Raw genomic sequence first — 18,584 nt, 5'->3', positions numbered from 1 at the left:
CAACTCCCTGTGTTATAATAAATAGGCATTATCATAATCGAGGAAAACACATGTCTAAACAATTAAAAGGTAGTCTGATGGTCATAACTGCTGGGATTGCCTGGGGAATCTCAGGGGTTTCTGGTCAATACCTGATGTCTCATGGGGTTAATGTCAATCTTTTGACGAGTTTACGTTTGATTCTAGCTGGGACCTTACTAACGGCTTCGGTCTTTTTTAGGCAGCGAGACAAATTAGTACAAGCCATTAAAGATAGGAAAACCTTAGTAAGTATCGCCTTATTTGCTCTCTTTGGTCTGGTCTTGAATCAGTATGCCTATCTCAGTGCTATTCAGTACACCAACGCTGGAACTGCGACAGTCTTACAGTATGTCACGCCAGTCCTTATTCTGGCTTTTGTGTGTGCAAAGAACCGCAGATTTCCAACGGTCTCAGAGTTAGTGGCGATTATCATGGCTATTGCGGGAACCTTTATTATCGCCACGCATGGTCAGGTGACAGAGTTGGCTATCACACCTATTGGCTTGTTCTGGGGCCTCTTCTCGGCAGTAACCTATGCACTCTATATCTTACTGCCTGCTAAAGCTATTGAAAAGTGGGGCAGTCTGATTGTCATCGGTCTAGGAATGTTACTCGGTGGTCTAATCTTTCCGATTGCTATCCAAGCCTGGAAGTATGAGTTACCCTTGACTGGTGGCAATCTTTTAGCACTCTTTGGGTTGGTCTTCATCGGGACAGTTTTTGCTTATACAGTTTTCCTCAAGGGAACAACCATGGTTGGCGCTGTAAAAGGAAGTCTTCTGGCATCGGTAGAACCAGTGGCATCGGTCATTTTAACGGTCTTAATCATGGGTGACCACTTCTTTGCCATTGATGTGCTTGGAATGATTTTAATTGTTCTTGCTGTTATCCTCATTTCGCTTAAGGATTTAGTAGCCCTTAAAAAACAAGAGAAAATTCAAAGATAAAGATAGAGCCCAAGTGATTGTGGTTCTTTTTCGATACCTTAATGTCAAAGATGTTCTTAAAAAATAGGACTAAAGTCCCACACATAAACCTTAAAAATATGGTAGAATAAGAGGTAAACTAACATTTTGGAGAGAAAATGAGTATAGACGATTACAGGCCCCATTTTATGGTGGAGGCTGTTTATGATTTGAAACCTGACCAGCTACGTGAACACGGTATTCGTGCTGTCTTGGTCGATTTGGATAATACCTTGATTGCTTGGAACAACCCTGATGGGACTCCTGAGCTACGTGCTTGGTTAGATGAGATGACAGAGGCTGACATTCCAGTTGTTGTGGTCTCTAACAATAAACATGAACGTGTTGAACGTGCGGTTGCCAATTTCCATGTGGATTTCGTGAGTCGTGCCATGAAACCTTTTACGAAAGGGATTAATGAAGCGATTGAGCGTTACCACTTTAACCGTGACGAGGTCGTTATGGTGGGAGATCAGCTCATGACTGACATCAGAGCGAGCCACCGAGCTGGTATTCGCTCGATTTTGGTTAAGCCCTTGGTGCAATCAGATGCTTGGGTAACCAAGTTTAATCGTTGGCGTGAGCGTCGCATGTGGAAAAAGATTGAAAAAGCATATGGTCCAATGACCTTTAACAAAGGAATTTAATGGAAGAATTATTTTGTATTGGCTGTGGAGCCCAAATTCAAACAGAAGATAAAGAAAAGGCTGGTTACACACCTGCTAGCTCTATAAAAAAAGCTGAAGAAACAGGTGAGTTGTACTGTCAACGTTGTTTCCGCCTTCGTCATTACAATGAAATTGTGGATGTCCACATCACAGATGATGAATTTTTAAAATTGCTTCATGAAGTTGGAGACAGTGATGCCCTCGTTGTCAATGTTGTTGATATTTTCGATTTTAATGGATCAATCATTCCAGGCTTGTTACGCTTTGTTTCTGGTAATGATGTGCTCTTGGTCGGAAATAAAAAGGATATCCTACCTAAATCTGTTAAAGATGGTAAGGTAACTCAATGGTTGACAGAACGTGCCCATGAAGAAGGCATGCGTCCCGTGGATGTCATGTTGACGTCTGCCCAAAATCATCACGCCATTAAAGAGTTGATTCAGCGTATTGAAAAACTCCGTAAGGGTCGTGATGTTTATGTTGTCGGTGTGACGAATGTTGGTAAATCAACCTTAATTAATGCGATTATCAAGGAAATTACAGGTGATAAAGATATTATCACGACTTCTCGTTTCCCTGGAACAACCCTTGATAAGATTGAAATTCCTTTGGATGATGGTACTTACATTTTTGATACACCAGGAATCATCCACCGCCACCAGATGGCACACTATCTGTCAGCGAAGGACCTCAAGTACGTTAGTCCGAAGAAGGAAATTAAGCCAAAAACTTACCAGTTAAATGCAGGTCAAACCCTATTCCTAGGTGGTCTTGGACGATTTGACTTTATTGATGGGAATAAGCAAGGTTTTACAGCCTTCTTTGATAATAACTTGAAGCTTCATCGTACCAAACTTGAAGGCGCAGATGCCTTCTATGATAAGCATGTTGGAAGTCTTCTCGTGCCTCCTGGACCAAAGGATCTGGCTGATTTTCCAAAACTTGTTCGTCACGAATTTACTGTCAAAGATAAGACAGACATTGTCTTCTCGGGATTAGGTTGGATTCGTGTCCAAGGAAAAGCTGACCAACCAACCATCGTTGCTGCCTGGGCACCAGAAGGTGTTGGCGTCGTCGTACGAAAAGCGATTATTTAAACTTAATAAAGTAGTTAAAAGTATAAAAAGAGTCTTTTCAATGAACATGAAGTTTGCCTAGATTTTCGTCATAAGCAAACGATGTGTTTTTCGCCGTGATAGTCCAAGCAACATAAAATGTGACTTAGATTCGGAATTTTTGAGACCCTAGGCTCAAAAATTAGCTATGAAATCGAAGGTTTGCTTGTGTCCGTATCACCCTAGAAAAACAGCAAAAAAATTAAAAGGAATAAACATGTCATTAACATCAAAACAACGTGCCTTCCTCAAATCGGAAGCACACACTCTCAAACCTATTGTACAAATCGGGAAAAACGGTCTTAACGACCACATCAAAACTAGCGTTCGTAACGCCCTTGATGCTCGTGAATTGATCAAAGTAACCCTACTCCAAAATACCATGGAAGATATCCATGAAGTTGCCGAAATTTTGGAAGAAGAAATTGGCTGTGATACAGTCCTTAAGATTGGACGTATCTTGATTCTCTATAAAGAATCAGCTAAAAAAGAAAATCGTAAGTTGTCACCAAAGGTCAAAGCTATCCAAAAATAGTTGCCGACTTTGCTTGGTGAAGGAAAAACTAAGGTATAGGAACACTTTTGAAGCATTAAAGCTAGCCTTAAGTCAGTTGTATAATGCTTGAGAAAGAGGAGGCGTACATGGCACTAGATCTCGTAACCCCATTTACAAAGGTTCAACTAGAGGAAGAAATCAAAGATACAGGCCGTAAGCAAGTGGGAATATTAGGTGGAAACTTCAATCCTGTTCATAATGCCCACTTGGTTGTTGCTGATCAGGTGCGTCAGCAGTTAGGTCTCGATGAAGTTCTTCTCATGCCTGAATATGAGCCACCTCATGTCAATAAAAAAGAGACCATTGATGAAAAACACCGCCTTAATATGCTTATGTTGGCTATTAACGGTATCGAAGGATTGGACATCGAAACCATTGAGTTGGAACGTAAGGGAATCAGCTATACTTATGACACCATGAAGCTCTTGACGGAAGCCAATCCTGATACGGATTATTACTTTATTATTGGAGCGGATATGGTCGAATACCTACCTAAGTGGCATCGTATTGATGAACTTATCGAGATGGTACAATTTGTTGGTGTTCAGCGTCCTAAGTATAAGGCTGGAACGTCTTACCCAGTTATTTGGGTGGATGTGCCCCTTATGGATATTAGTTCAAGTGCAGTCAGAGCTTACATTAAGAAGGATCGCACACCTAACTTTATGGTGCCACAGTCTGTACTTGCCTACATCAAGAAAGCGGGGCTCTATAAATGACCTATGAAAAATACCTAGACTATTCTCGTGAAGAACTCCTTGAAAAAGTTCGAGCGGTCATGAGCCCTAAACGCTTCAATCATGTTCTGGGTGTTGAGCGAGCTGCTATTGCTCTTGCTGAAAAGTACGGATATGATACTGAGAAAGCCGGATTGGCTGGTTTGCTTCATGATTATGCCAAGGAACTCCCAGATCAGGAATTCTTGGGGCTTATTGATAAATATAAGCTTGATCCTGAATTGAAAAATTGGGGGAATAATGTCTGGCATGGCATGGTTGGGATTTACAAAATCCAAGAAGATTTGGGATTGACTGATCCCGAGATTCTACGCAGTATTGAAATCCATACCGTCGGAAGCCATGAAATGTCAACTCTGGATAAGATTGTCTATGTGGCTGATTATATTGAGCATAACCGTAATTTCCCTTTGGTAGAGGAAGCTAGACAAGTAGCAGAGCAATCCTTGGATAAGGCAGTCGCTTTTGAGACAGTCCATACGGTAGAACACTTGGCCCATCAAGCTCTACCGATTTTCCCACAAACCTTGGAAACCTATAATGCTTTTGTGAAGTACTTGAAAGAGGATCAATGAGTGAAAACTGCTTTTATCATTATTGATGTACAAAATATCTTAGTAGAAACAGGTTTTGAAACGAAACAGCTGTTAGAGAAAATCTCTTATTTACAAGATCAGGCTAGAAAACAGCAGATTGAAATCATCTACATTCAACATATTGAAACAAATGAGGCTCTAACCTCTGAAGATTGGCAATTATCGCCACTATTAAAGAGACAGCCTGATGAAAAGGTGTTTCAGAAGCAATACAATAGTATGTTTAAAGAGACAGGTTTAAAAGAATACTTGGAGCAACAAGGAATTAAACAACTAGTCTTGTGTGGTATGCAAACAGAATATTGTGTCGATACATCCGTTAAAGTTGCTTTTGAACACGGCTACAAGCTAGTAATTCCTGAAGGTGCTGTTACAACCTTTGATGGAGATGACATTCCGGCAGAAACAATTAATGAATTTTATGAGAACATTTGGGATGAGTGTTTTGCGGATGTCTTAGATTACAAAACGATTTTTTAATGAAAGAGGATTAAATGAAAGAAGAATTACTTGAATTGGTTGTCAAAGCTGCTGATGAAAAGCGAGCTGAAGACATTGTTGCCCTTGATTTGTACGGCCTTACAAGCCTAACAGATTACTTTGTTATTTTGAGTGCAATGAATAGCCGTCAGTTGGAAGCTATTGCCGACAACATCCGTGAGAAAGTGAAAGAAGCTGGCCTTGACGCTAGTCACATGGAAGGTGACAACAAGGGTGGTTGGATTCTTTTGGATCTTAACGACGTCGTTGTTCACATCTTTACAGAAGATGAACGTGCTCACTATAACCTTGAAAAACTCTGGCACGAAGCACCAATGGTGGATGTGTCAGCTTATTTGGCATAAAAATTGAACTCAGTTGGCGACAACTGGGTTTTGTTGGTTAAACTAAAGATTTAATAGGAAGGATATAGCCTTGTGTTTGGTTGGTTTGTCAACTGAACACGAGTTAAAAGCCATGAGAAAAAGATAAACTTTCCTTGTATCTGGTGATACGGCAGAAAGTTTCCTATTTTCTCTTTGCTTTTGACGCTCTTTGTATCTTAGAAAGGATTTGAACCCGTCCTGTAATCGTCGGAAAATAGATAGCTCTATGTTAAATTATTAATATTAAAATTTATTATTTGGCGCAGTAGCTGATTGGACTCTTCATTCGCTTTTTAAGCTCGGAAGAGTACCTAATCAGCCTTGCGGGGGTGAGACAACGAACGATTTTTCTAAGAAAATTCGTTCTGTCTCACTCCCCTAATTTCCTTTCCGATTACGGGCGAACTTGGTATCATAATTATGGCTACTTATGAAACTTTTGCGGCGGTATACGACGCTGTTATGGATGATAGTCTTTACGATTTGTGGACGGATTTTTCCCTCCGTCATTTGCCAAAGACTAAGGACAAAAAGAAATTGCTTGAATTGGCTTGTGGAACTGGAATTCAGTCTGTTCGCTTTTCTCAAGCTGGTTTTGATGTAACTGGACTCGATTTGAGTGCTGATATGTTGAAAATTGCTGAGAAGCGTGCCTCTTCAGCCAAACAGAAAATTGACTTTATTGAAGGCAACATGTTGGATTTATCGCAAGCGGGCAAGTATGATTTTGTGACCTGCTACTCAGATTCAATCTGCTATATGCAGGACGAAGTTGAGGTTGGGGACGTCTTCAAGGAGGTTTACAATGCCCTTAATGAAGATGGCGTCTTCATCTTTGATGTGCACTCAACCTATCAAACGGATGAGGTTTTCCCTGGCTATTCTTACCATGAAAATGCAGAAGACTTTGCCATGCTTTGGGATACCTATGAGGATGCGGCACCGCATTCTATTGTTCATGAATTAACCTTCTTTGTCCAAGAGGAAGATGGAAGCTTTAGTCGCCATGATGAGGTCCATGAGGAGCGTACCTATGAGGTCTTGACTTATGATATCTTGTTGGAGCAAGCTGGCTTCAAATCTTTCAAACTTTATGCTGACTTTGAAGATAAAGAGCCAACAAAGACCAGCAAACGATGGTTTTTCGTATGTAATAAATTATTTTAAAAATTTGAAAAGGGAGATGCTAATTAGATGCTTAAATTTTTACATTTAGAAGATTATCGTTGCTTTAAAGATACAAAACTAGAGTTTAAGGATTTAACAATTGCAGTTGGAAAAAATAATGCAGGAAAATCAACTATTATTGAAGCATTAAGAATAATTTCTTATGCTCTATCCAAACCAACTTTTAAAAATATTCCTGAGAGTTTGGTTCTTGATTTTCCTAGAAAAGCTAAATGTATTATTGTCAATGGTAAGATGTTAAAAATCAATACTAGTACGATTCCTCATAACTATGACGAAGATTCTAAACCAAAACTCACTGCAGGATTTGATGATGGTTATAAAATTATAGTTCACTTCCATGATGATTTAATATTTGCACTTATTTATGACTCGAATGGTAAACTTATTACTAATAAAGGTACTTTTAATAATTCTGGATTTCCTAAGTTAAATATTTTACCTCAAATAGGTCCATTAAAAAAAATTGAAAAATATTTGTCGAAAGAAACAGTAATGAAAGATAAAGATACATATTTAGCATCATTGCACTTCAGAAACGAGATTTATTTGGAAATGACTAATGATGAAAAAGTATTTAATGAATTTTCTTCATTAATAAAGCAAACATGGAAAAATCTGCAAATAAATCCTCCAAAACTTGAATACTCTTCAGATAATACTTTGGTCTCTTTAGTCGTAGGAGAGAATGACTTTATGACAGAATTAGGATATGTTGGTAATGGACTTCAAATGTGGTTACAAATGATGTGGTTTGTTACTAAATCAAAAAACCAAGGTATAACGACGGTTATTTTAGATGAGCCAGATATATATATGCACCCCGATTTGCAACGAAAATTATTGAAATATGTTCGTAGAAATTTTCAACAAGTGATTATTGCGACTCATTCTATAGAAATTATTTCTGAAGTCGATTCAGAGAATATTCTGAATGTTAGTAATAAAAAGAAAAAATTGAAGTATACGCTTAATTTGTCTAAGCTTCAAGGTGTTGTAGATGAAATTGGAAGTATTCAAAATATGTCTTTGATACGGTTGTTTACTTATAAGAAATTACTGTTTCTTGAAGGTAATGATATGTCTTTACTGAAGAAATTTTATGAGAAGTTGTATCCTGATAGTGATTTTTCAATCGATAATATATTCTATGAAAAAATAGGAGGATTTTCGAATCTTGAGAAATACAATAAAGTAGCTGAATTATTTTCTAAAATTGATTCGAATATAAGTGTAATTAGTGTATTGGATAGGGACTATTACCCTGAATCTCACTTAGATTCAATAAGGGATGAGACATCAGATGTAATAAAACTCCATATTTGGACGAAAAAGGAATTTGAAAATTATCTTTTGGTTCCAGAAGTCTTATTTAGGATATCTAAAAGTAATGATAGAAAAAATTTTTATAAAAAACTAGAAGAAATTTGTGATAGTTTTCGAGAACAGACATTTAATAAATTTTATGATAAAACAGTTTCTCTCGGCACAGGTTATGAAAAAGAATTAAACCCTAAATGGGAGGCATCGAAGGCTCGTGATAAATGTGAAGAATTATTTTATTCTTCATGGAATAAGGGACTTGAAAATAAAATTTCGATGATTAATGGTAAAAATCTAAGAAAGAAGTTTTATGAATTTATAAAAGAAGAATATAATCAAGATTGTACGAATGATATTGTGTTTAAAGAAATGAATGAAGATGAGATTCATGAGGATGTTAAAAATGTAATTTCAGACCTTATAGAAGGTGTAGAGACATAAATGTTGAAAAGTAGGAGAAAAAATGACAGTTACAGGTATTATTGCTGAGTTCAATCCCTTTCATAACGGTCACAAGTATCTCTTGGATCAGGCTGAGGGCGTAAAAATCGTTGCCATGTCTGGGAATTTTGTTCAGCGAGGTGAGCCAGCTATTGTGGATAAGTGGACTAGGGCTCAGATGGCTTTGGAAAATGGAGCAGACCTTGTGGTTGAGTTGCCCTTCTTGACATCTGTCCAGTCTGCCGATTATTTTGCTGCTGGTGCCGTCGATATCTTGTCCCGACTGGGAATCGATAGCCTTACCTTTGGCACGGAAGAAGTCCTAGACTATCAGACTATCGCAGATGTTTATGCTGAAAAGTCAGAGGAAATGGAAGCCTTTGTGGAAAATTTATCGAGTGACTTATCTTATCCACAAAAGACACAAAAAATGTGGGAAAAGTTTGCTGGTGTAGCCTTTACTGGCAATACACCCAACCATATTCTAGGCTTAGCCTATGCCAAAGCTTGTGCTGGTAAGGGGATTAAGTTGAATCCTATTCAGAGACAAGGGGCCGGCTATCATTCCTCAGATAAGGAAGTATCTTTCGCTTCAGCAACCAGCCTACGTCTCCACAAGCAAGATAGTGATTTTGTGGATAAGTTCATGCCAAATAGCAAACTTTTTCAGACTTCTCCACAAGTTTCTTGGGATAATTATTTCCAATTGCTGGTTTATCAGATTCTTACAAACTCTGATTTGACTAGTGTTTTCCAGGTTAATGAAGAGATTGCTAGTCGTCTAAAGGCTGCTATCCGTGAGGTTTCTTCTGTGGAGGAACTGGTGGATAAGGTAGCAACCAAACGCTATACAAAAGCACGGGTACGTCGTATTTTGACCTATATCCTGGTCGGGGCTGTGGATAATCCTTTACCCCAGGCTGTTCATGTGCTTGGATTTTCTCAAAAAGGGCAGTTTCATCTCAAATCTGTGAAAAAGTCTGTGGATATAGTGGCTCGGATTGGAAGGGAGCCTTGGGATATGCTTACACAACAAGCGGATAATGTTTATCAATTAGGCAATCCCGAGCTTTCCGAACAAAACTTCGGACGCATACCAATTAGAGTAAAATAGTTTTATAGAAGGTCTACCTCTGGTAGGCTTTTTTGCTTCTTTTGCGAATAAATGTAATAGAAAGGATAAACTTGTACAAGTTCCTGACAAGTTTATTCTTTTGGTATATAATAAAAGAAAAGAGGAAAATGAGGTATGCTAATGGAAGCAGTCGTCTATTCAACGTTTCGAAATCATTTAAAGGATTATATGAAGAAGGTTAATGATGAGTTTGAACCTCTAGCTGTAGTCAATAAAAATCCTGATGAAGATATTGTAGTGGTCTCAAAGAGTGAATGGGATAGCATTCAAGAAACATTGCGTATTGTTCAAAATAAAGAACTATCAGACAAGGTTTTAAGAGGAATGGCTCAGGTACGTGCTGGAGAGACTCAAGAACATGCAATAAAGGAGTAGGAAATGTTACTCACTTTTACTGAAGATGCATGGACAGATTATTGTTATTGGCAAAATCAAGATAGGAAGACCCTCAAGCGAATCAATAAATTAATTAAAGACATTCAACGGGATCCTTTTTCAGGTATTGGTAAGCCAGAACCCTTAAAGTATGACTTTCAAGGAGCTTGGTCTCGACGAATTGATGCTGAAAATCGTTTGATTTATATGATTGATGGTAAGAGCGTCGCTTTTCTATCTTTTAAAGATCATTATTAGGTCTACCTTTGGTAGGCTTTTTTACTTTTCGGAAAATATTCTCAAAAAGGTCAAAAAAGATCAAATAAAACTATTGACCTTTACTGACTAATAGTGTATGATAGTTACATAAGGATTTATCTTCCTTATAAGTTTTGTAGCATTGGCTAGATTATTGTAAAAAGGTAATTATAGCTTGGCTACAAAAAAATGATAACAAAGGTCAAAAAAAGTCAAAAAAACTATTGACTATTACTGACTAATGTTGTACAATATAAACATAAGGAAATGAAATCCTTATGAAGGTTATGTAAATAGCCCATATACCAATAAAAAAAGGATTGCAGCTAGTCTGCAAAAATTTTCATCTGAAAGGTCAGTAAAAGTCAAAACCAAATTCTTGACCTGATCAAATGAAAGGTATATGATAAAACTATAAGGAGAAAAGATTCCTTAATATTCAAGTTTCTTTCTGAAAAAACTGTTTGTAGTTTCAAAAGGGACTTGGGAGTTAGCTATATTGAGAGATTCACAGAAAGAAGGTGGCTCTTATGCTAAATGACAATTTGTTTAAGACTGAGAAAGTTCTCAGTCTCCTACCAAGAGCAAAACCTGAAATTATTAGAAGAGTAGTTGAAGCTACTAAAAATTTTTAGGGTTTTGGTCAGTAAAAGTCAAAACTTACACATTAACATAAAAAATAACACTTAAAAAATTTCACAAGAAAACACAAAACGAGGTAATTATATGAACAACAACTTTAACAATATGGATGATCTTTTCAATCAATTGATGGGTAACATGGGTGGTTACCGTTCAGAAAACCGTCGCTACATGATTAACGGTCGTGAAGTGACACCTGAAGAATTTGCTATCTACCGTCAAACAGGTCAATTGCCTGGTAATGAAGGTGAAGCAGTGAACTCAACTCAACACCAAGGTAAAGGACCTAAACAAGATGGTATCCTTGCTAAACTTGGTCGTAACTTGACTGAAGAAGCTCGCGAAGGTAAATTGGATCCTGTTATCGGACGTAACAAAGAAATCCAAGAAGCTTGCGAAATCTTGGCTCGTCGTACCAAGAATAACCCAGTCCTTGTCGGGGACGCTGGTGTTGGTAAAACAGCCGTAGTTGAAGGTTTGGCACAAGCCATCGTAAATGGTGATGTCCCAGCTGCTATCAAGAACAAAGAAATCATCTCAATTGATATTTCTGGACTTGAAGCTGGTACGCAATACCGTGGTAGCTTTGAAGAAAACATTCAAAACTTGGTAAATGAAGTCAAAGAAGCTGGAAATATCATTCTCTTCTTCGATGAAATCCACCAAATTCTTGGTGCCGGAAGCACTGGTGATGGTCAAGGATCTAAAGGTCTTGCTGATATCTTGAAACCTGCTCTTTCACGTGGTGAATTGACAGTGATTGGTGCAACAACTCAGGATGAATACCGTAACACTATCTTGAAGAACGCTGCTCTTGCTCGTCGTTTCAACGAAGTTAAGGTTAATGCTCCTTCTGCAGAAGATACTTTCAAGATTCTCCAAGGTATTCGTGATCTTTATGAAAAACACCACAATGTTATCTTGCCAGATGATGTCTTGAAAGCAGCAGTAGATTTCTCTGTCCAATACATTCCACAACGTAGCTTGCCAGATAAGGCTATCGACCTTGTCGATGTAACAGCGGCTCACTTGGCTGCTCAACACCCAGTGACTGATGTGAATGCTGTTGAACATGAAATCGAAGAAGAAAAAGCTAAACAAGAAGCTGCAGCTGCCAAAGAAGACTACGAAGCAGCTCTAAATGCTAAAGTTCGCATTGAAGAACTTGAAAAGAAAATTGCTAACCACACAGCAGACCTTAAAGTCACTGCAACTGTTAACGATGTGGCTGAATCTGTAGAACGTATGACTGGTATCCCAGTATCGCAAATGGGAGCAACTGATATCGAACGTTTGAAAGATATGGGCCACCGTTTGCAAACTAAGGTTATCGGTCAAGATAAAGCCGTTGAAGCAGTGGCACGTGCCATCCGTCGTAACCGTGCAGGATTTGACGAAGGTAACCGTCCAATTGGTAGCTTCCTCTTTGTAGGACCTACTGGTGTTGGTAAAACTGAGTTGGCTAAACAATTGGCTCTTGATATGTTCGGAACAAAAGATGCTATCATCCGTTTGGACATGTCAGAATACAGCGACCGCACAGCCGTTTCTAAATTGATTGGTACAACAGCTGGTTATGTTGGTTATGATGACAATAGCAATACTTTGACAGAACGTGTTCGCCGTAACCCATACTCAATCGTCCTTCTCGACGAAATTGAAAAGGCTGACCCTCAAGTCATCACCCTTCTCCTCCAAGTTTTGGATGATGGTCGTTTGACAGATGGTCAAGGTAACACTGTAAACTTCAAGAATACTGTGATTATCGCAACTTCAAACGCTGGCTTTGGTTACGAAGCTAACTTGACAGAAGATGCTGATAAACCAGAACTTATGGATCGTTTGAAACCTTACTTCCGTCCAGAATTCCTTAACCGTTTCAATGCTGTCATCGAATTCTCACACTTGAGCAAAGAAGATCTTTCTAAGATTGTAGACCTTATGTTGGTTGAAGTTAACAAGACGCTTTCTAAGAAAGACATTGACTTGGCAGTTAGCGAAGCTGCTAAAGAATACATGACTGAAGAAGGCTACGACGAAGTCATGGGTGTTCGTCCACTCCGCCGTGTGGTTGAACAACAAATCCGTGACAAAGTCACAGACTTCCACTTGGATAACCTTGATGCTAAACACCTAGAAGCTGATATGGAAGATGGTGTCTTGGTTATCAAAGAAAAAGATGCTAAATAAAAAGCATAAAGCCTCCTAATCCTATTTATGAAGCAGAGATGTTAAACGTCTCTGCTTTTCTTTTTATAAATTTTTTAGACTTTCCTTGGGTGCTAGGGACGGAAGTGACTTCCTAGCGGATTCCATTCCTAAGATTTGAGCCTGGGTCTCAAATCTTCCGAGTGAGGGAAACATTATTGCTTCTCTCACTTTTAGCACAGCGGAAAGTCTTGTATTGTGTATAGCTGTGACTTTTATATTTATTCTTAAATATAAAATGAGATAAAATTGTTTAAATTATGATAATATGGTAAATAGTTAAAAATATATTCTATTTTCAAGAAAGCGTTGACAACGCATTCATATCGCTATATAATTTTTGTGTAAAATTAAATTTTAGTTAGTGATTTCTTGGGTTTAATATTACAATCTTTTGTTATTTGATAAGGAGAAATAATGTTAAAAGTAGTTTTATGGATTTTGGCTATTCTACTTCTTGTAGGAATAGCAATGTTGAACCCCCTAATTGCAGCTGGTATTGTGATTGCAGGATTGTTAATCCAGTTGTTTTTGAAGAAATGAGTTAATAGGAAAAAAGTATGAAAAAGATAATATATGGTATTTTAGCGATTTTATTAGTGATTGTCGTAGGATTCATTTTTCTTAGCGTATATAAAGGGAGTGAGTCATCTGGTAATCAAAAACCAAAGACAGAAATCATAGTAAATGTAAAATCTTTGGAAAAGGTCAGTGAGTTAGTTTTACTCAATGCATCTATTCAAAAAGTTAAGTCAATAGAAAATAATACAAAGTTATTTGGTAGTAACTTTGTAATACCTGGTTCAGAAAAGAAAGCACTCATTATTCTAAATTATACGGCAAAATTCGGTATTAAGAATGATGTAACCATTAAAGATAATGGTAATCATAATTATCAAGTTACATTACCCAAATTTGAAGTTATTGGTGTTGAATTAGATAAAGACAAACCTTATACACTCTACGATACTAGTGGAGGGATTCTTAGTTATTCGACTAAAGACATAGATACTGGTGAGGCTGTTGCAGAAGGTTTTTCAAATAAGGAACAACAAGGTTTTATAAAGGACAATAAAAAATTATTAAAGGAGTCAGCCGAGAAGTACTACTCTACAATGATTAAATCTTTGGACCACGAGGCAAAAGTGACAATTGAAACTCAAAAATAAAGGTAAGGAAAAGATATGTTAAAGTAAATTTTTAATGTTAGCGTTTATGTATTTGCAGTTTTTGGATTTATATTTACATTGTTAATAATTTTTTTGGCTATTAGAGATTCTTCGAATGAAAATTCTACTAATGGCAATAATACGTCAAAAGTAGGACAAAGTATTACGGGTTCGAAAAAAAAGTAGCAAAAACGGAAGAACTATATAGTGATAAAAATATTAAAATAACAAGAACTGGTGGAAATATTATTATTGATAACTTAACGGATAAAGAAATTAATATTGAATCAACTATTGTAATTAACAATAGTATTGAAGCAACACCATTTAGTTCGTCACAATCTAGTATCGATCCGAAAGGAAAGCAGTCAGTATCTATATCAGAATTTGTTGCAGTTAATCCAGGACAGAAAGTTGAGGAATCAGACGAAAAAGCAAAAAAAGCAAACTACTATAAGCATAAAATGAAGAGCGGTGAAAATATTGGGTGGACTGCTAATATACAGAATGGTAACTATGATACAATGAATTCATTTAGTATAAATTTTAATTACTAATTGTGAGGAGATGCAGAATGGATTTATTGGATAAACTGTTAAGTAATAAGATTGTTAATACAAATGGTTACACACGTTCAGATACTGGTACCAAAGTCCATTCCTATTTAAGGACACATCCTAAAAATCAAGGCTTAACGAGATCAGCAACACGTTCTATTATTAATGCTTTAAAAGAGAAATAGTAATTATATGAAAATAGGTTTAGTAGTGTTCTCTTTAATCTGATTAGTGGTGCCTTTTATTATTGAATGGTACTTTCTGTTGTGAAAAAAAGGAACATTGAGTGACTATTACACTATCCATAAACTTTTTATAAGTTTTCATCATTGATAAAAAAGGTAAGTAGCACAGGCTACTTACCTTTATTCTTTATCCTCACCCTGATATTTTTTCAAGCGTTCTTGGATGATGTTGAGTCGGGGTTCGAGGTTTTTCTTGAAGACGCGTGTTTTATAGTTAAGGTCTTGTTTGATGTCAGCGAGAACAAGGTTTTGTTCCTTGATGATGTCAAGGTTGCGTTTGATATTGTCCAGATCGTGAGAGATATTTTCTCGTGATTGGTTGAGGTCTAGGATTTCCTCTTTGATGTCTTCACGTCGTTTATAGGCGTAGTAGGCACCGTAGGCGAGGGCTCCAAGAGCTAGAAAGCGTCCAATTTTCATTCTGTTACCTCTTTAGCGATGCTGTCAGCAAGGTCAGCCAGGGCAGCGAAGTCTGGTTCGTGTTCGTCAAATCCCATGTGGATACCATCGTCTGCACCGTAACGAGGAACGAGATGAATATGAGCGTGGAAGACGGTTTGTCCAGCAACTTCTTCGTTGTTATTAAGGATATTCATGCCGATTGCTCTAGTTGCTTTTTGCACGGCACGAGCAATTTTTGGAACACGGCTAAAGACAGTCTCAGCAGTCTCAGCAGACATTTCTAAGATGTTACGAACGTGCTCTTTAGGAATAACCAAGGTATGTCCTTTTGTAGCTTGTGAAATATCGAGGAAGGCTAGAACCTTGTCGTCCTCGTAGACTTTTGATGAAGGGATTTCTCCAGATATAATTTTACAGAAAATACAATTATCCATAATAACGACCTTTCCATGAGTTTTTGTTATAATAGATTATATCATACCAAAGAGAGAAAAGATAATGCTTAAATTAGAAAAGGTGACGGGTGGTTACGCTAATATTCCCGTCCTAAAAGATGTGACTTTTGAGGTGGCTGATGGTGAATTGATTGGCCTCATTGGTCTTAATGGTGCCGGAAAATCAACAACAATTAACGAGATTATTGGTCTCTTAACACCCTATGGAGGACAGATTGCTATTGATGGTTTGACCATACAGCAAGATTCGGCAAGTTATCGTCAGAAGATTGGCTATATTCCTGAAACGCCAAGTCTCTATGAAGAGTTGACGCTTCGTGAACATTTGGAAACGGTGTTGATGGCCTATGGTCTTGATGTGACTGAGGGGATGGCACGTGCGGACAAGTACCTCAAACTCTTTCGATTAGATGAAAAATTGGACTGGTTTCCGACTCAGTTTTCAAAGGGAATGAAGCAGAAGGTCATGATTATCTGTGCCTTTATTGTTAACCCCAGTCTTTTCATTGTTGATGAACCCTTCTTGGGTTTGGATCCCTTGGCAATCTCCGACCTAATTGAGCTTTTAGCTGAGGAAAAAGCTAAGGGCAAGGCGATTCTCATGTCTACCCACGTTTTGGATTCAGCTGAGAAGATGTGTGATCGCTTTGTGATCTTGCATCACGGTCAAGTCTTAGCACAGGGGACTCTCGAGGAGCTCCGTCAGACTTTTGGCGACGATAGTGCTAGTCTTAACGATATCTACATGCAGTTAACTAAGGGAGAATTGTCATGATAGCTAAGCTATTTAAGGAGCGTAGCAAGCGATTCAATACCCGCTGTGCTAAGTATAGTCGCTACGTTTTTAATGATCATTTTATCTTGGTTCTTCTCTTTCTGCTAGGCTTTGTCTTAGTTCAGTATAGCCAGTTGCTGAAGCATTTTCCAAAAAATCCGTGGGCAATCATTCTTGGCTTGCTTGTGCTGTGTCTGTTATTACCTTTCTGGGGGAATATTGCTACTTATCTAGAACCTGCGGACAAGCACTACCTTTTGGTTAAGGAAGAAGAGGTGCTAGACCATGTTAAGAAGGCAACAGGGCGTGCTTTTAGATTTTGGGTAATAGTACAAACCCTGATTTTTATTTTGGTTATTCCTCTCTTTTTAGCCTTGGGACTTCCAGTTTGGGGAGTTATCCTTGTAGCTGTGGCTATGGCTATTCTTAAGTATTTTATTTTCCAGAAAAAGGCCCAACCTTTTTATAGACAGTCTGGCCTGAATTGGACTGAGGCTATTGCAGCGGAAAACAAGCGTCAACAATCGATTCTGAAGTTCTTTTCACTCTTTACCAATGTTAAGGGGATTACGTCGAGTGTTAAACGCCGTTCTTATTTGGATGCTATTCTCAAACGTACAAAGAAAGACAAGGAACATACCTGGTACAATCTTTACCTAAGGGCCTTCTTGCGTTCTGGAGATTACTTTGCCCTTAGCCTACGACTTTTTGCTTTAACGCTTCTAGTTATCTTTTTGGTTCCTGAAAAATGGTTGGCTATGGTGCTTGTGGTTGTTTTTGACTACCTCTTGCTCTTCCAGCTCACAGCACTTAAATCGCACTTTGCTTATCAGAGAATGGCTAACCTTATGCCAGTTGGAAAAGACATGCAGGTAAGCAATCTTAAGCGCTTGATTAGCCAGATTGTACTTGTACTGACTTTGGTACAGGCTATTTGTCTCTTCGACCTTAAGTTTAGTCTGATTTTGGTTGGAATGATGCTAGTTCTGAGCCTTGTTTACCTACCAGCCAAGCTTAAGAAGATGATTGACTAACACCTATTAAATAAGTTAAAATAGAAACGAATGACTAAAGAAAAAGGAGATGCCTAGGTGACATCAACAGATAAAGATTTGAGCCTGACTCCTCTCAAAGGAAATAGTGGTAAGGCCTATATGGGAACTTACCCAAACGGAGATCGCGTCTTTGTGAAGATGAATACAACACCAATCTTGGCAGCTCTTGCCAAGGAACAGATTGCACCGCAGCTCTTGTGGGCTAAGCGTCTGGGAAATGGTGACATGATGAGTGCACAGGAGTGGCTTGATGGTCGTATTTTGACCAAACATGACATGAACAGTAAACAGATTATCCAAATTCTTGGTAATTTGCACCGCTCTAAACACTTGGTTAATCAACTCTTGCAGTTGGATTATCATATTGAAAATCCTTTTGATCTTCTACACGAGTGGGAGGAAAACGCTGCTTACCAATTGCGTGAGAATGGCTTCCTTCAAGACGTTGTTAGAGATTTGAAACGTCATCTTCCAGAGTTTCGTGCGGAGATTGCAACAATTGTTCATGGAGATGCTCGTCATAGTAACTTTGTCATCACAACCTCAGGATTGATTTATTTGGTTGATTGGGATTCTGTACGTCTAACAGATCGTATGTATGATGTGGCGCAGATCCTCAGCCATTATATCCCATTGGCACATTGGCCACAGTGGTTGTCATACTATGGCTATAAGAACAACGACCTTGTGATGGACAAGATTTACTGGTATGGGCAGTTTTCATATTTGACACAGATTTCAAAATTCTTTGATAGTCGTGATATGGAACATGCCAACCGAGAAATTTATGAACTTCGTAAATTCAGAGAGATCTTGCACAGATATTAGAAAG

The 18,584-nt window shown here is 38.1% G+C and carries 22 protein-coding genes; 20 read left to right on the top strand and 2 right to left on the bottom strand.

What is annotated here, in order from left to right; genetic code table 11:
* Positions 1–50: 50 nt before the first annotated feature.
* From NST80_RS08550 to NST80_RS08470, 17 genes are all read left to right on the top strand, one after another.
* Positions 51–968 (top strand): DMT family transporter, encoded by a 918-nt coding sequence (locus tag NST80_RS08550; RefSeq protein ID WP_183138273.1) that lies wholly within the window; start codon positions 51–53, stop codon positions 966–968.
* Between the two features lie 137 nt (positions 969–1,105).
* Positions 1,106–1,633, top strand: a complete 528-nt coding sequence (locus NST80_RS08545; RefSeq protein ID WP_002884676.1) for a YqeG family HAD IIIA-type phosphatase — start codon at positions 1,106–1,108, stop codon at positions 1,631–1,633.
* Complete coding sequence (yqeH, locus tag NST80_RS08540; RefSeq protein ID WP_045769062.1) at positions 1,633–2,751, top strand: ribosome biogenesis GTPase YqeH; 1,119 nt, start codon at positions 1,633–1,635, stop codon at positions 2,749–2,751. The genes NST80_RS08545 and yqeH overlap by 1 nt, the downstream gene beginning before the upstream one ends.
* A gap of 235 nt (positions 2,752–2,986) precedes the next feature.
* Positions 2,987–3,304, top strand: coding sequence for a ribosome assembly RNA-binding protein YhbY (gene yhbY / locus NST80_RS08535; protein WP_002884193.1), 318 nt, complete (start codon positions 2,987–2,989; stop codon positions 3,302–3,304).
* 107 nt (positions 3,305–3,411) lie between these two features.
* A complete protein-coding gene (locus NST80_RS08530) occupies positions 3,412–4,044 on the top strand; it encodes a nicotinate-nucleotide adenylyltransferase (protein WP_183138272.1) in 633 nt (210 codons plus the stop codon).
* A complete protein-coding gene (gene yqeK, locus NST80_RS08525) occupies positions 4,041–4,637 on the top strand; it encodes a bis(5'-nucleosyl)-tetraphosphatase (symmetrical) YqeK (protein WP_183138271.1) in 597 nt (198 codons plus the stop codon). The genes NST80_RS08530 and yqeK overlap by 4 nt, the downstream gene beginning before the upstream one ends.
* A complete protein-coding gene (locus NST80_RS08520) occupies positions 4,638–5,138 on the top strand; it encodes a cysteine hydrolase family protein (RefSeq protein WP_037599154.1) in 501 nt (166 codons plus the stop codon).
* 14 nt (positions 5,139–5,152) lie between these two features.
* Positions 5,153–5,503 (top strand): ribosome silencing factor, encoded by a 351-nt coding sequence (rsfS, locus tag NST80_RS08515; protein WP_002891669.1) that lies wholly within the window; start codon positions 5,153–5,155, stop codon positions 5,501–5,503.
* A 441-nt stretch (positions 5,504–5,944) separates the two neighbouring features.
* The gene (locus NST80_RS08510; RefSeq protein ID WP_230309987.1) at positions 5,945–6,691 is read left to right on the top strand and encodes a class I SAM-dependent methyltransferase; all 747 of its coding nucleotides are present in this window, start codon (positions 5,945–5,947) and stop codon (positions 6,689–6,691) included.
* 27 nt (positions 6,692–6,718) lie between these two features.
* A complete protein-coding gene (locus NST80_RS08505) occupies positions 6,719–8,476 on the top strand; it encodes an AAA family ATPase (RefSeq protein WP_037599156.1) in 1,758 nt (585 codons plus the stop codon).
* 22 nt (positions 8,477–8,498) lie between these two features.
* Positions 8,499–9,590 carry a nucleotidyltransferase gene (locus NST80_RS08500; protein ID WP_118172076.1) on the top strand — a complete coding sequence of 364 codons (1,092 nt, stop codon included), beginning with the start codon at positions 8,499–8,501 and terminating at the stop codon, positions 9,588–9,590.
* Between the two features lie 141 nt (positions 9,591–9,731).
* Positions 9,732–9,986 (top strand): type II toxin-antitoxin system Phd/YefM family antitoxin, encoded by a 255-nt coding sequence (locus tag NST80_RS08495; protein WP_013991075.1) that lies wholly within the window; start codon positions 9,732–9,734, stop codon positions 9,984–9,986.
* Positions 9,987–9,989: 3 nt separating this feature from the next.
* Positions 9,990–10,244 carry a Txe/YoeB family addiction module toxin gene (locus NST80_RS08490; protein WP_014634942.1) on the top strand — a complete coding sequence of 85 codons (255 nt, stop codon included), beginning with the start codon at positions 9,990–9,992 and terminating at the stop codon, positions 10,242–10,244.
* Positions 10,245–10,970: 726 nt separating this feature from the next.
* Positions 10,971–13,076, top strand: coding sequence for an ATP-dependent Clp protease ATP-binding subunit (locus NST80_RS08485; protein ID WP_037599158.1), 2,106 nt, complete (start codon positions 10,971–10,973; stop codon positions 13,074–13,076).
* 435 nt (positions 13,077–13,511) lie between these two features.
* A complete protein-coding gene (locus NST80_RS08480; RefSeq protein ID WP_002884447.1) occupies positions 13,512–13,637 on the top strand; it encodes a hypothetical protein in 126 nt (41 codons plus the stop codon).
* 17 nt (positions 13,638–13,654) lie between these two features.
* Complete coding sequence (locus tag NST80_RS08475; protein WP_002884297.1) at positions 13,655–14,263, top strand: DUF4230 domain-containing protein; 609 nt, start codon at positions 13,655–13,657, stop codon at positions 14,261–14,263.
* A 574-nt stretch (positions 14,264–14,837) separates the two neighbouring features.
* Complete coding sequence (locus tag NST80_RS08470) at positions 14,838–15,005, top strand: hypothetical protein (RefSeq protein WP_014634940.1); 168 nt, start codon at positions 14,838–14,840, stop codon at positions 15,003–15,005.
* Between the two features lie 180 nt (positions 15,006–15,185).
* On the opposite strand, the gene NST80_RS08465 is transcribed toward NST80_RS08470, so the two are convergent.
* Both NST80_RS08465 and NST80_RS08460 read right to left on the bottom strand, forming a co-directional pair.
* Positions 15,186–15,485: a hypothetical protein gene (locus NST80_RS08465; protein ID WP_014634939.1), complete on the bottom strand. Its 300-nt coding sequence runs from the start codon at positions 15,483–15,485 to the stop codon at positions 15,186–15,188.
* Positions 15,482–15,901: an HIT family protein gene (locus tag NST80_RS08460; protein WP_037599159.1), complete on the bottom strand. Its 420-nt coding sequence runs from the start codon at positions 15,899–15,901 to the stop codon at positions 15,482–15,484. Before NST80_RS08460 ends, NST80_RS08465 begins: the two co-directional genes overlap by 4 nt.
* Before the next feature lie 64 nt (positions 15,902–15,965).
* Here NST80_RS08460 and NST80_RS08455 point away from each other — a divergent pair, with 64 nt between their 5' ends.
* Genes NST80_RS08455 through NST80_RS08445 form a run of 3 tightly spaced genes read left to right on the top strand, consistent with a single transcriptional unit; the run spans position 15,966 to position 18,580 of the window.
* Entirely contained in the window at positions 15,966–16,697 is a 732-nt protein-coding gene (locus tag NST80_RS08455) for an ABC transporter ATP-binding protein (RefSeq protein WP_037599160.1), read from the top strand.
* Positions 16,694–17,731, top strand: coding sequence for an ABC transporter permease (locus tag NST80_RS08450; protein ID WP_037599161.1), 1,038 nt, complete (start codon positions 16,694–16,696; stop codon positions 17,729–17,731). The genes NST80_RS08455 and NST80_RS08450 overlap by 4 nt, the downstream gene beginning before the upstream one ends.
* A 57-nt stretch (positions 17,732–17,788) precedes the next feature.
* Entirely contained in the window at positions 17,789–18,580 is a 792-nt protein-coding gene (locus NST80_RS08445) for a phosphotransferase family protein (protein WP_118172077.1), read from the top strand.
* Positions 18,581–18,584: the final 4 nt, after the last annotated feature.

This window comes from Streptococcus sp. FSL K6-1323, from assembly GCF_038630745.1.
Lineage (GTDB): Bacteria > Bacillota > Bacilli > Lactobacillales > Streptococcaceae > Streptococcus > Streptococcus salivarius_D.
The sequence above is the reverse complement of the archived record's forward strand: the minus strand, read 5'-3'. Positions and strand labels throughout refer to the sequence as shown.